Raw genomic sequence first — 12,918 nt, 5'->3', positions numbered from 1 at the left:
CCCATGACCTCGCCCGTGCTGCTGATGCTCAACCGCCCGTCCCGAGAAGCGGAGCCGCACGAGCCGGGTGCAGCCGCCTTCACGAGCGTGGCCCCGTCGGCAGCACAGGTGACTGTCCGCGACCTCGGCGTCACGCGGGGGGACGGCATCTTCGAGTCGATCAGCGTCGCGGGAGGACGGGCGCAGGCCCTGGAGCCGCACCTCGCCCGCTTCGCGGTGTCGGCGCGCATGCTTCAGCTGCCCGCGCCGGACCTCGACGCGTGGCGGGAGGCGATCCTCGCCGCCATCGACGAGCACGACGACGTGCCCGAGTCGTACATCAAGACCGTGCTCACGCGCGGCGTCGAGGGCGACGGGCGTCCCACCGGCTGGGTCTACATGGAGCCGAGCGCCGACTTCCGGAGGGCGCGGGCCGAGGGCATCCGCGTCATCACGCTGAACCGCGGGTACGCGACCACGGTCGAGCGCGAGCTCCCCTGGTTGCTGCAGGGCGCGAAGACCCTCTCCTACGCCGTCAACCGCTCCGCCGGGCGCGAGGCCGCCGCACGGGGCGCGGACGACGTGATCTTCGTCAGCACCGACGGCTACCTGCTCGAGGGACCCACCGCCAACGTCGTCCTCCGCTTCGGCGACCGGCTGGTAACTCCGCCCACTGACATCGGCATCCTCGCGGGAACGACTCAGGCGGGCATCTTCGCCTTCGCCGAGGGACTCGGCATGGACACCGCCTACGAGCTGGTGACGCCGGACGACCTGCGCGCGGCCGACGCCGCGTGGCTGGTCTCCAGCGTGCGGCACGCGGCCCCGGTGCGGAGCGTGGACGGCGAGGACCGGGCTCTGGACCGCGAGCTGACGGACGCGATCAACACCTTTCTGCTGTCCCGCCGCGACTGAGGCTCGGACCGCAGGGACACGACCCGACCACAGTGCGGATGCACGGGTCGCCCGTTCTGCATCGCGTACCGTTTAACGGACGCGAAACAGATGGGAGTCGCCTCGTGACACCGCGTATGCCGACCAGCCTCGAGCTGATGCGCCAGGAGGCGCGCGACGAGCTGCAGGCCGTGATCGACTACCGCTGCCGCCTGGGCGACGACCCCTGGGAGTTCATGTGGCAGCTGCCGACGGTGGACGAGCAGGTCGTGGCGACACTGCGAGCCGAGGCGATGGAGCATCCGTCGCTCGAGGAGGAGCGGGCCCGGGTGTACCACCCGACGGCGCCGGCGACGGCCGCGATGCGCTTCGAGTACCGGGTGCTGCGTCAGATCGCGCTTGACTACCCGCCGCTCTCCACCGCCGTGTGGCGCACGCTCGGCCGCATCGAGCGCGCCGCATGAGCCACGGGCGCCGCCGGCAGCAGCCGACCCGCGCCAGAATGGCGCCCGAGCCGGTCCGCGTTCGTCCCTAGTGCTCGGTCCCGCTCGGTCCCGCTCAGTCCTTGAGCGGGTCGTTGCCCCAATTCATCAGCGAGTAGCGCCACTTCGTGTTCTCGACGTCCCCGCTCGGCTGCTGGGCGCGGTGCCGGTGCACGTAGCCCACCACCTTGCGCATCCAGGCGACGTCGTCCTCGCTGAGGTCGCCCTTCTTCGTACCGAGGATCTCCACGATGCGGCGCCCCGACCTGTGGCCGGTCGACTCGCCGTCGCCGCCGGTGTCGCCGACGGACTGCGACTCCTCCGTGTCGAGCCAGTCCGACAGCTCCTTCCGCGTCATATTGACCGCGTCCTGCCAGTCGGTCCAGATGTCGTCGAGTCCCTCTGTCTCTGCCATGGTCCAACCCTGGCACCGCATGCCCCGTAGCGCATGCGGGCGTTTCGGTACAAGGGGTCGGCTTCGGTTATTTCCTCGCCTGCTCGGAAACGTATCCTGAGCCGATGGCTTCAGTGGTTCCGGGCGTCGTCGCCCGGCAGCCGCCCGGAGAGCCCGCCCGCCGGACGAGCAAGAGAGCACCTTCCCACGTGACCGAGAACTACTTCGAAGACTTCACCCCGGGATCCGGACTCCGTTCTCCCGTTCGCTCCTGGCTGCACACCGATGCGCCGGCGCTGTCGCTCAACGGGAGCTGGCGGTTCCGCCTGTCCCCGACGCCGCGCGGTCTCGACGACAGCGCCGCCGCCGTCGACTTCGACGACGCGGACTGGGACGAGCTGCCCGTGCCGTCGCACTGGGTGCTGCAGGGCGACGGGCGCTACGGCAGCCCCATCTACACGAACGTGCAGTTCCCGATCCCGATCGATCCGCCCCGCGTGCCGCACGAGAACCCGACCGGCGACCACCGCCGCCGCTTCGACCTGCCTGACGGCTGGCAGGACCTGGATCGGGTCCTGCTGCGCTTCGACGGCGTGGAGTCCGTCTACCGGGTCTGGCTGAACGGCGAGGAGGTCGGCGTCGGCGCCGGCAGCCGGCTCGTGCAGGAGTTCGACGTGACCGCGCTCGTGCGGCCCGGCGGGAACGTGCTCGTGGTGCGGGTGCACCAGTGGTCCGCGTCCACCTACGTCGAGGACCAGGACCAGTGGTGGCTGCCCGGGATCTTCCGCGACGTCACCCTGCTCGGTCGCCCGGCCGGCGGCATCGAGGACGTGTGGGCCCGCGCCGAGTTCGACCACGAGACCGGCGCCGGCCTGCTCGCCGTCGAGGTGCGCGCCGAGGAGTCGGCCTATCCCGTCACGGTCGCCGTGCCCGAGCTCGGGATCTCGACCGTCTGGAACGCGCCCGAAGAGGTGGCACCGATCCCGGTCGAGGCCGTGGAGCCCTGGAGCGCCGAGGCGCCCCGCCTGTACGACGCGACCGTGTCGTCCGCCGCTGAGACGGTCTCCCTGAGGCTCGGCTTCCGCACCGTGCGCATCGTCGGTGACATCTTCACGGTCAACGGGAGGCGCGTGGTGTTCCACGGCGTGAACCGCCACGAGACCCACCCGGAGCGCGGCCGCGTGTTCGACGAGGACCACGCCCGCGCCGACATGGCCGCGATGAAGCGCGCGAACGTCAACGCCATCCGCACGAGCCACTATCCGCCGCACCCGCGGGTGCTCGATCTCGCCGACGAGCTCGGCTTCTGGCTGATCGACGAGTGCGACCTGGAGACCCACGGCTTCGAGCACCTCGGCTGGGCCGGCAACCCGAGCGACGACCCGCGCTGGGAGGCGGCGCTGCTCGACCGCATCGAGCGAACGGTCGAGCGCGACAAGAACCACCCCGCCATCGTGATCTGGTCCCTCGGGAACGAGGCGGGCACGGGCCGCAACCTCGCCGCCATGTCGACGTGGGTGCGGCACCGCGACCCGGGTCGCCCGGTGCACTACGAGGGCGACCACGCGGGCGCGTACACCGACATCTACAGCCGCATGTACTCGAACCTGCAGGAGACCGAGTCCATCGGCTCCGATAGCATCCCGGGAGCCCTCCTCGGCGCGACGCCGGCCGAGGGCGCGCGCCTGCGCGCCATGCCGTTCCTCCTCTGCGAGTACGCCCACGCGATGGGCAACGGGCCGGGCGGGTTCAGCGAGTACGAGGCGCTCGTGGACCGCTACCCGCGCCTGCACGGCGGGTTCGTCTGGGAGTGGCGCGACCACGGCATCCTCACGATGACGGAGGACGGCACGCCGTTCTACGGTTACGGCGGGGACTTCGGCGAGGTCGTGCACGACGGCAACTTCGTGATGGACGGCCTCGTGCTGCCCGACGAGTCCCCCACCCCGGGCCTCGCCGAGTTCGCGGCCGTCGTGCAGCCCATCCGGTTCGGCGAACTGCTCGGCTCGAACGACGAGGCCGACGGCCACCTGCTGCAGATCCAGAACAGCTACCACTCGCTCGACACCTCGCACCTCGAGTTCAGCTGGGTGCTCGAGCGCAACGGCATCCCCATCGACGGCGACGGGGTCGACATGCCGGTCATCCCGCCGGGCGAGACCGTCGAGGCAACGCTCGCCGAGGCGCTCGAGCAGATCGCTCCCCCGCTTCCCGAGGAGTCGCCGCTCACCGACCGCGAGCCCGGCGAGCTCTGGATCACGGTGCGGGCGTCCCTCCTCGAGGACACCGCCTGGGCGCCCGCGGGCCACGTCGTCGCGTTCGCGCAGTACGACGTCACCCCGCAGGCGCAGCGGACCGCTGCGGCGGAGGCCGAGTACGAGTCCGGGACGCTCAGCACGACGGACCTCCTGCGCACGAACGCTGTGCCCGCGACCGGGGATGCGACGGGCGCGAGCGGAACGGTGAGCCTCGGTCCCGCGGAGTTCGACGCGATCACCGGTTCCCTCGTGCGACTCGGCGGCATGCCGATCGACGGACCCCGGCTCGAGCTCTGGCGCGCCCCGACGGACAACGACCGCGGCGCGAGCGGCGGATCCTACGAGCTAGGCGACCCCGAGCTCACGTTCGGCCGCGGCGAGCCCGGGCCGTCGTCGGAGGAGCGGTGGCGCCGCGCCGGGCTGGATCGGCTCGTGCACCGCGTCGACGGCGTCGTGGCGACGGACACGGCAGTCACGACGACCGTGTTCACGTCCGCGGCGAACAGCGCGAGCGCGATCGAGGTCGTCTACCGCTGGACCCTCGTCGGGGAGGCCCTGCGCCTTCAGGTCGACCTCGTGCCCACGACGGACTGGGCGGTCACCTGGCCGCGCACCGGCGTGCGCTTCGCCCTGCCCCCGGAGCTCACCCACGCGGACTGGTTCGGCACGGGGCCGCTCGAGTCGTACCCGGACAGCTCGCGCGCCGCCCGGGTAGGCCGGTTCGGCAGCGCGATCGACGACCTCGGCGTGAACTACTCGATGCCGCAGGAGAACGGGCACCGCAGCGCCCTGCGCGAGCTCGTGCTGGAGGACCGGCACGGGCCGCGCCTCTGCGTGACCACGGAGGCGGACGCCCAGGGCCACCGCGCCGGGTTCACGGTCACGCGGCACACGGCCCATGAGCTGGACGTGGCACGGCACCCGCACGAGCTGCCCCCGAGCGAGCACGTGTACCTGTACCTCGACGAGCGCCAGCACGGTCTCGGCTCCCGGGCCTGCGGCATCGACGTGCTGCCGAAGCACGCCAACTGGCCGTCAGCCCGCTCGTTCGCGATCACTCTCGAAGCACTACTGGGGTCTCGATAGCGCCGACCCTCGGCACGCGAACCGGACAGGATCGTCATCCAGCCCGCTCCTTCGCGATCACTCTCGAAGCACTACAGGGGTCTCGATAGCACTCACGGGCCGCCGGTCGAGCCCGCCGTACCGGGTGGGCTCGACCGGCGTATAGCCTGGTCCGATGAATGGACACACGGTCGTGACCGGCGAGCGCAACTGGGCAGGCAACTACACGTATCGGGCCGCGGAGATCCACCGCCCCTCCAGCATCGACGAGCTGCGGGAGATCGTGTCGACGGCCCCGCGGGTGCGCGTGCTCGGCTCGCGGCACTCGTTCAGCGACGTTGCGGACTCCGAGCAGCTCGTGCACATCGGCGGGCTCCCCCGGCGCTTCGAGGTCGACCGCGACGCAGGCACCGTGACCTTCTCCGGCGGCATGACCTACGGCGAGCTCGCCCCGCTCCTCGAGGCCGAGGGTCTCGCCCTGCACAACCTCGCCTCCCTTCCGCACATCTCGGTTGCGGGCGCCGTCGCCACCGGCACGCACGGATCCGGCAACCGCAACGGCAACCTCGCCACCGCCGTGGCCGGCCTGGAGATCCTCACCTCGAACGGCGACCTGCTCCGCGCGGTCCGCACCGACCCCGACTTCGCCGGCATGGTCGTCAACGTCGGCGCCCTCGGCGCCGTGACGAGCCTCACGCTCGACGTCGAGCCCGCGTACAGCGTGCGCCAGCGGGTCTTCGAGCACCTGCCATGGGACGCGGTGTACAGCGACTTCGACGCCATCACCGGCGCCGCCTACAGCACGAGCCTGTTCACGCGGTTCAGCGACACCGTCGAGATGGTGTGGCTCAAGTCCCGGGTGACGGACGAGGCCGAGGACGTGCGCACCGAGTTCTACGGCGCCACCCCCGCCCCGGCCGACCGCCACCCGATCCCCGAGCTGTCCGCCGAGCGCTGCACGCCGCAGCTCGGCGTCCCCGGACCGTGGTGGGAGCGCCTTCCGCACTTCGTGATGGGCTTCACGCCGAGCAACGGCGATGAGATCCAGTCGGAGTTCCTCGTGCCGCGCGAGCACGCCGTGGACGCCATCCGCGCCGTCCAGAAACTGCGCGACCAGATCGTGCCGCTGCTGCAGATCTGCGAGATCCGCACCATGGCCGCGGACGAGCTCTGGCTCAGCCCGCAGTACGGCACCGACACCATCGGTCTGCACTTCACCTGGCGCCAGGAGCAGGAGGCCGTCGATCGCATCGCCGCCGTGATCGAGGATGCGCTCCGCCCCTTCAAGGCCCGCCCGCACTGGGGCAAAGTCTTCGCCGCCGGCGCCGCGGACATCGCGCCGCTGTACCCGAAGCTCCCGCAGTTCCTGAACCTCGTGGAGAGCCTCGACCCCCGCGGGGCCTTCCGCAACCCGTGGCTCGAGCGCACCATCCTCGGCGCCTGACCCGCCCCGTCCGCCGGCCCGGCTTCCCGCATCCGTGCGGGTGCAGCCGGGCCGCCGCGCCCCGATTCGCGTAGGGTCGGGACCATGAGTGCAGTTCCCGAATTCCTCCCCGGTTGGATCGCCACGCAACGCTGGTACGGAGGCAAGGGAAGAACCCCCACGCTCGAACGACGCGGTCACTGGTCCTTCCGCGACGAGGGCTGGTTCGCCCGCATCGAGACGCACCTGCTGCTGGACAGCTCCGGTGACGAGCCCGCTCTCTACCAGGTGCCGCTCACGTTCCGCGACGCGCCGCTCGAGGGCCACGAGGCCGACCTCATCGGCGAGGTGACCGAGGACGACGGCACGCATCTCTACGTCTACGACGGCCCGAAGGACCCCGCGTACGCGTGGGCGCTGCTGCGCCTCATCCTGGACGAGGCCGAGGCGCAGGTCAGCGAGGAGTCCGAGGGCTCCTCCGCCCGCGGCCACCGCCAGCCGGGCGTCGACGTCGTGACCGTGGTCGGCTCGCGCGTGCTGAGCGGGGAGCAGTCGAACACCTCGATCATCTACGACATGGTCGGCGCGGACGGCAACGCCGTGAACCCCATGATCTGCAAGGTGTTCCGCGCCATCCACCACGGCGAGAACCCGGACGTCGTGCTGCAGTCCGCCCTCGCCGGCGCGGGATCACCGAACGTGCCGCTGTCCGTCGGCTACGTCGAGGGCAGCTGGGCGGACCCGGGCCGGACCGAGAGCATGGCCACCGGGCACCTCGCCTTCGCGCAGGAGTTCCTGCCGGGCGTCCAGGACGCCTGGCGCGTCGCACTGCAGGCTGCCGAGTCCGGCCAGGACTTCGCGGACCGGGCCCGCACACTCGGCGCCGCGACCGCGTCCGTGCACGAGACGCTCGCCTCCGCGCTGCCCACGGTCGAGGCGACTCCCGAGGTCGTCGGCGGCATCATGTCGAGCCTGCGGTCGCGCCTTGCCACCGCACTGCGCGAGGTGCCGCAGCTCGAGGAGCACCGCTCGGCCATCGAGCGCGTGTACGCCGCCGCCGAGGCGGTCGAGTGGCCTCGGCTGCAGCGCATCCACGGGGACTACCACCTGGGTCAGGTGCTCGCGGTCCCGGACCGCGGCTGGGTGCTGCTCGACTTCGAGGGCGAGCCCCTGCGGCCCATGACCGAGCGATCGGAGCCGGACATCGCCCTGCGCGACGTCGCGGGGATGCTGCGCTCGTTCGACTACGTCGCCGGCTCGCTCACGCTGAGCGGTGCGGCGGACGCCGAGGCCGCCACGGCCTGGGCGCACTCCGCCCGCCGCGCGTTCCTCGACGGCTACATCGAGGAGTCCGGCCGCGACGTGCGGGCCAACCGTGCGCTGCTCGACGCGCTGGAGATCGACAAGGCCGTGTACGAGGCGATCTACGAGATCCGTAACCGGCCGGACTGGCTCGAGATCCCCACCCGGGCCGTGCGGCGCCTCGCGATGCGCTCCGTCCCGCAGACCTGACGCCACCGGCCGGGGCACCGGCGAATTACCGAGAGCGGGAATCAGCCCGCTGTCCGGGCTGTTGAGGAGGACATGGACTACGTACCCTCCGCCGGATCGATCACCATGTTCTCCACCTCCTGGTGCGGCTACTGCCGTCGACTGAAGACGCAGCTGGACCGCGCCGGCGTCGCCTACACCGAGGTGAACATCGAGGAGGTGCCCGGCACCGCCGAGCTCGTCGAGAAGGTCAACGGCGGCAACCAGACCGTGCCGACGGTCATCTTCCCGGACGGCAGCACCGCGACGAACCCGTCGCTCGCCGAGGTCACGGCCCGCCTGTAGGGCTCGATATCTGTTCAACTCCCACCGCGCGGCTCCGAGCCTCACGGTCCCTGAGCTTGTCGAAGGGACGCTCCCCTCGCAGGTGACGTCCCTTCGACAGGCTCAGGGACCGGAGGTTCACCACTCCGCGGCGGCGCGGGCGGCCTCGAAGGTCGCCGTGAGGAACTGCTGCACGACGGCATCCGGATCGTCGGCGAGACGCACCGTCTCGTAGGGCAGCAGGTACTCGCCGAGTTGCTCGTCGTAGAACGCTCCCGCCGGCACAGCGGCCTCGCGGTAGCCCGGCTTCTCCGGGTACATGTACGAGTAGTAGGCGCCCTCGGCGCCGCCGCCCGGCCAGAAGCCCGCGCTGCTGAGCTCCGCCGAGTAGCTCTCCACCATGACGGAGTCGGGACAGTTGGGCACGCCGCCCGGGTGCTCGGGTGCCGGACGCCCGGAGAACCGGGTGACGGCGAGATCCATGGCGCCCCAGAAGAAGTGCACGGGGCTCGACTTGCCGCCGAAGCCGCCGCGGAAGGTCTGCAGCGCGTGGTTCGCGTCGACGAGCTGACGCCAGAAGGCCGACGCGTGCTCGGGCATGTAGGTCGAGTGCAGGCGGTCCTCGGCGAACGGGACGGCGGGGTCGACCTCGTTCGGCGCGGCATGGATGCGCGTGTCGATGTCAAGCGACGCGCAGATCGACCGCACCCGCTCGAAGAAGTCGGAGACGGTCATCGACTCGAGCGGCAGGGACGCCGCGCGTCCGTCGTCGCGGCGCACCACGAGTTCGTGGGCCACGAAGTCGAACTCGATGTCGAAGGCGCCGACGGCGTCCGACACATGGCCCGTGCTCAGTCCCCGCGGGGTGACCACGAGGGTGACGTGCCAGTAGTGGTTCAGCGGCGTCGCGTTGATCATGCGGATCTTGCCGACGATCTGCAGCCACATGTGCAGGGTCTGCCTGGTCTCCGCCCAGTCCGCCACGCGGAGCACCGGCCGAGGCCGCACCCCACCGGTCCGCTGCATGTCGTCCGTTCGAGTCACCTCGGCCAGTCTGTCCATGGGTCGAGAGTAGTGGAGGCCGGGACCGGGACCGCGGCGGCCCCGGTCGTCCGAAGCCCGGGCTAGGCGCCCAGCGACTCCCGCAGCAGGGCGATGAGCGCCTGCAGCTGCACCGAGCCCGCCTCCACCTGCTCGACGTCCTCGCCGTCAAGGGCCCGGGACGCGAGTCCGGCCTTGCTGTCGATGAGCTCGGCGATCTTGGCGTCGATGGTCTGCGACGCGATGATGCGCCACGCCGTCACCGGCTCATCCTGACCGATGCGGTGCACGCGGTCGATCGCCTGCGTCTGCTCCGCGCTCGTCCAGGACAGCTCCGCGAGCACGACGTTCGACGCGGCCTGCAGGTTGAGCCCCACTCCGGCGGCGGTGAGCGACGCGACCGCCACCGACACCTCGGGGTCGTTGTTGAAGGCGTCGATCTGCTGCTGACGCAGCGCGGGCGACTGGTCGCCGCGGATGGAGATGCTCTTGATCCCCCGCTTCGCGAACGTCTCCTCCGCCTGGTCCATCACGTCGATGTGCTTCGCGAAGAACACGACCTTGCCGACCGAGCGCACCAGCTGCGCCGCGTAGTCGGCAGCCAGCCCGGCCTTCGCCTGGCCGATCTTGCGCACCATGGTGAACACGTTCTCGCCGGTCTTGGCGGCCTTCGACTCCTCGAGCTCGCCCTGCGCCACCATGCGGAGCATCGAGTCGAGCTCGCCTGCCGGACCGGCGAGCACGTCGGCCACGGTCGTGTTGCGGGAGGAGGCGAGGGCGCGGAAGCGGCGCACCAGCCGCTGCCCGAGCTCGGCCTCGGCCTGACGGATGGAGCGGCCGAGGTCCTCGTCGAGCTCGACCGGCAGGTCGGCGATCCGCTTCGCGGGCAGGTCGGCGGCGACGTCGATCTTGCGCCGGCGCACGATCCCCATGTCGATGACGGCGGCCCGCGCCTCGGCGAAGAAGCCGAAGTCCGCCGGGGTGAGCCCGTTGTCCTCGAGGTGGGCCATGAGCTCGCCCGTCGGCTTGCTCTCGTCGATCCAGCCGAGGAAGCGCCAGATGGCGCGGAAGTCGTCCACGTCGTTGATGAGGGGCGTGCCGGTGAGGGCCATCATCAGCGGGTTCGTCGCCCGCTCGCGGATCTTCTGCGCCAGCGCGAGCACGTGCTGCGAGCGCTGGGAGTGCAGGTTCTTGATGAAGTGGGCCTCGTCGACGACCATGCCCTTGAAGCCGAGGGTGCCGAGCCAGCCGATGTGCCGGTCGAGCACGTCGTAGTTGACGATGACGACATCGGCGAAGGCGTCGAGCGTGTTGCCGTCGCCGTGGATCACGGTCGCGCGGCGTCCCGGCGTCCAGCGCTGCACCTCGCGCGCCCAGTTCATCTTGACGACGTTGGGCACAACCACGAGCAGCGGGTACGCGCCGGCGACCGATGCCGCGAGGATCGACTGGGCGGTCTTGCCGAGGCCGGGCTCGTCCGCGAGCAGGAACGTGCGGTGGCCGAGGCGGACGCTCTCGAGGAAGCGGGCCTGGTGCCGCATCAGCTCGAGGCCCTCGGGCGAGAGCCGGTCGATGCGCGGCGACTCCGGAAGGTCCATGCTGGCGATCTGGCCGCCGGCGCCGTACTCGAAGGACTTGAAAAGCGGCCCGAGGAGTTCCCAGTTCGCCAGGCGGCGCGGGGTCGGCGCCGGGGCGAGCCGGTCGAGGTCGGGTGCGAGGAAGGGGTTCGCCAGGGCGCGGGCCTTCACCGACGGCGGCACGACCTGCTTCTGCGCGAGCTCGAGGTCGATCTCCGGCTCCTTCACCGGCAGCGCGTCCTCGGTGACGATCTCGATGCCGCCCTCGAACAGCATCTGCTTGCGCAGGCTACGCGCGGCGTCCGACACCACGGCGTCCGGGTCGAGGAGCGTGAGCACGGACGTGTCCCGCGCCGCCGTCTTGGCGAGGATCGAGGCGATGCCGTCAAGCCGCTTCAGCACCTCGGCGCGCTCGGCGTCGGTCAGGTCCGGGTCGGTCTTCGCGTGCGCGCGCTCCTCGCGCATGAGCAGCGCGATGACCTGGAACTTGGTGCGGTTCGCGGGCTTGAGCTTGCCGCGCTGGGCGGCGGTCTCCACCTCGCGCACGGCGCGGGCGAGCACGGGGATGAGCCCGTCGTTGTCGACGCTGCGGAAACGGGCGGAACGACGCTGGCCGGTTCGAGCCATGCTTCTCCTTGAGATTCAAAACCATCCCCGCCGCTCGACGGGGAATGGGCTGCGGCCGTCCTCGGCCGCGTGCGCGGAGATCGCATCCTGACGGACCGAATGCCTCCGTACGGCGGGCACCGTCTCTCGAGCAACCTGAACGATCCGGGTCGAGATGGTGATGAGGCGCCCCACCGTGCGCACAGACAGTTTACGCTACCCGGGCGGCCGCGGCGGCGCCGGTTCGCTGCGAGCGCCGCGTGTCGCCGCACCGGATATCGATCCGCGTACCGGCCTAGGCTGGGGGGATGAGCAGCGAGACGGTGGCTCCGCCGAGCCCAGCACCCCAGGGCCGGTACGTCGAGCAGGGCGAGTTCACCCGGGACACCAACTACATCGAGGACCGGATCACCCGGGACGCGAGGGACGGCTGGCCCGTCGAGCCCGGCCGCTACCGCCTCGTCGCCGCGCGGGCGTGCCCCTGGGCGAACCGCACGGTCATCGTCCGCAGGCTCCTCGGGCTCGAGTCCGTCATCTCGCTCGCCCTGCCGGGCCCGACCCACGACGAGCGCAGCTGGACCTTCGACCTCGACCCGGGCGCCGTCGACCCGGTCCTCGGCATCGAGCGGCTGCAGGAGGCGTACTTCCGCCGCTTCCCCGAGTACCCGCGGGGCATTACGGTGCCCGCCATCGTCGACGTGCCGAGCGGGATGGTCGTCACGAACAACTACCCCCAGATCACGCTCGACTTCTCCACCGAGTGGACCGAGTACCACCGCGAGGGCGCGCCCGACCTGTACCCCGAGGCGCTACGCGCCGAGATCGACGAGGTCGCGCAGCGCGTGTTCACCGAGGTGAACAACGGGGTCTACCGCTGCGGCTTCGCCGGCAGCCAGGACGCCTACGAGGCGGCGTACGACCGCCTCTTCGCCGCGCTCGACTGGCTGAGCGAGCGGCTGGAGCGGCAGCGCTTCCTCGTCGGCGACACGATCACCGAGGCGGACGTGCGGCTGTTCACCACCCTCGCTCGCTTCGACGCCGTGTACCACGGGCACTTCAAGGCGAATCGCAGCAAGCTCAGCGAGATGCCCGTGCTCTGGGCGTACGCGCGAGACCTCTTCCAGACGCCGGGGTTCGGCGACACCATCGACTTCGTGCAGATCAAGCAGCACTACTACGCGACGCACCGGGACATCAACCCGACCGGCGTCGTGCCCGTCGGCCCGGACACCTCCGGCTGGCTCGACCCGCACGGGCGCGAGGAGCTGGGCGGCCGGCCCTTCGGGGACGGCACTCCCCCGCCCCCGCCGCCCGCGGACGAGACGGTGCCTCCGGAGCACGGCGCCGGCGGATCCGGCCGGTCCTAGCCCTCAGACAACCGCCC

10 protein-coding genes are annotated in these 12,918 nt (G+C 71.1%); 7 read left to right on the top strand and 3 right to left on the bottom strand.

What is annotated here, in order from left to right; translation table 11 throughout:
* The first annotated feature begins 3 nt into the window (after positions 1-3).
* Both DAI20_RS11310 and DAI20_RS11305 read left to right on the top strand, forming a co-directional pair.
* On the top strand, positions 4-894 hold the full coding sequence (locus DAI20_RS11310) for an aminodeoxychorismate lyase (protein WP_108250873.1): 891 nt from the start codon (positions 4-6) through the stop codon (positions 892-894).
* 104 nt (positions 895-998) lie between these two features.
* Complete coding sequence (locus DAI20_RS11305) at positions 999-1,337, top strand: hypothetical protein (protein WP_108250870.1); 339 nt, start codon at positions 999-1,001, stop codon at positions 1,335-1,337.
* A gap of 94 nt (positions 1,338-1,431) precedes the next feature.
* Here the strand turns inward: DAI20_RS11305 and DAI20_RS11300 are convergent, their stop codons facing one another.
* Positions 1,432-1,770: a DUF3140 domain-containing protein gene (locus DAI20_RS11300; protein WP_108250868.1), complete on the bottom strand. Its 339-nt coding sequence runs from the start codon at positions 1,768-1,770 to the stop codon at positions 1,432-1,434.
* Positions 1,771-1,874: 104 nt separating this feature from the next.
* Here DAI20_RS11300 and DAI20_RS11295 point away from each other — a divergent pair, with 104 nt between their 5' ends.
* The 4 genes from DAI20_RS11295 (at position 1,875) to DAI20_RS11280 (ending at position 8,331) form a co-directional block, all read left to right on the top strand.
* Positions 1,875-5,093 (top strand): glycoside hydrolase family 2 TIM barrel-domain containing protein, encoded by a 3,219-nt coding sequence (locus DAI20_RS11295; RefSeq protein WP_108250866.1) that lies wholly within the window; start codon positions 1,875-1,877, stop codon positions 5,091-5,093.
* A 154-nt stretch (positions 5,094-5,247) separates the two neighbouring features.
* Positions 5,248-6,516: a D-arabinono-1,4-lactone oxidase gene (locus DAI20_RS11290; RefSeq protein ID WP_108250864.1), complete on the top strand. Its 1,269-nt coding sequence runs from the start codon at positions 5,248-5,250 to the stop codon at positions 6,514-6,516.
* 84 nt (positions 6,517-6,600) lie between these two features.
* A complete protein-coding gene (locus DAI20_RS11285) occupies positions 6,601-8,007 on the top strand; it encodes a maltokinase N-terminal cap-like domain-containing protein (RefSeq protein WP_108250862.1) in 1,407 nt (468 codons plus the stop codon).
* Between the two features lie 72 nt (positions 8,008-8,079).
* Positions 8,080-8,331 (top strand): mycoredoxin, encoded by a 252-nt coding sequence (locus DAI20_RS11280; protein ID WP_108250860.1) that lies wholly within the window; start codon positions 8,080-8,082, stop codon positions 8,329-8,331.
* 117 nt (positions 8,332-8,448) lie between these two features.
* On the opposite strand, the gene DAI20_RS11275 is transcribed toward DAI20_RS11280, so the two are convergent.
* Together DAI20_RS11275 and DAI20_RS11270 are read right to left on the bottom strand one after the other, a co-directional pair.
* Positions 8,449-9,372: a DUF5996 family protein gene (locus tag DAI20_RS11275; RefSeq protein ID WP_205781428.1), complete on the bottom strand. Its 924-nt coding sequence runs from the start codon at positions 9,370-9,372 to the stop codon at positions 8,449-8,451.
* Between the two features lie 62 nt (positions 9,373-9,434).
* Positions 9,435-11,555 carry a DEAD/DEAH box helicase gene (locus DAI20_RS11270; RefSeq protein WP_108250856.1) on the bottom strand — a complete coding sequence of 707 codons (2,121 nt, stop codon included), beginning with the start codon at positions 11,553-11,555 and terminating at the stop codon, positions 9,435-9,437.
* 287 nt (positions 11,556-11,842) lie between these two features.
* Between DAI20_RS11270 and DAI20_RS11265 the strand changes: the two genes are divergently transcribed.
* Entirely contained in the window at positions 11,843-12,901 is a 1,059-nt protein-coding gene (locus DAI20_RS11265) for a glutathione S-transferase family protein (protein ID WP_108250854.1), read from the top strand.
* The last annotated feature ends 17 nt before the right edge of the window (positions 12,902-12,918 follow it).

The organism is Planctomonas deserti (genome assembly GCF_003067705.1).
Taxonomy (GTDB): domain Bacteria; phylum Actinomycetota; class Actinomycetes; order Actinomycetales; family Microbacteriaceae; genus Planctomonas; species Planctomonas deserti.
Note: the sequence above shows the minus strand (reverse complement) of the source record. Positions and strands in the feature narration are given on the sequence as shown.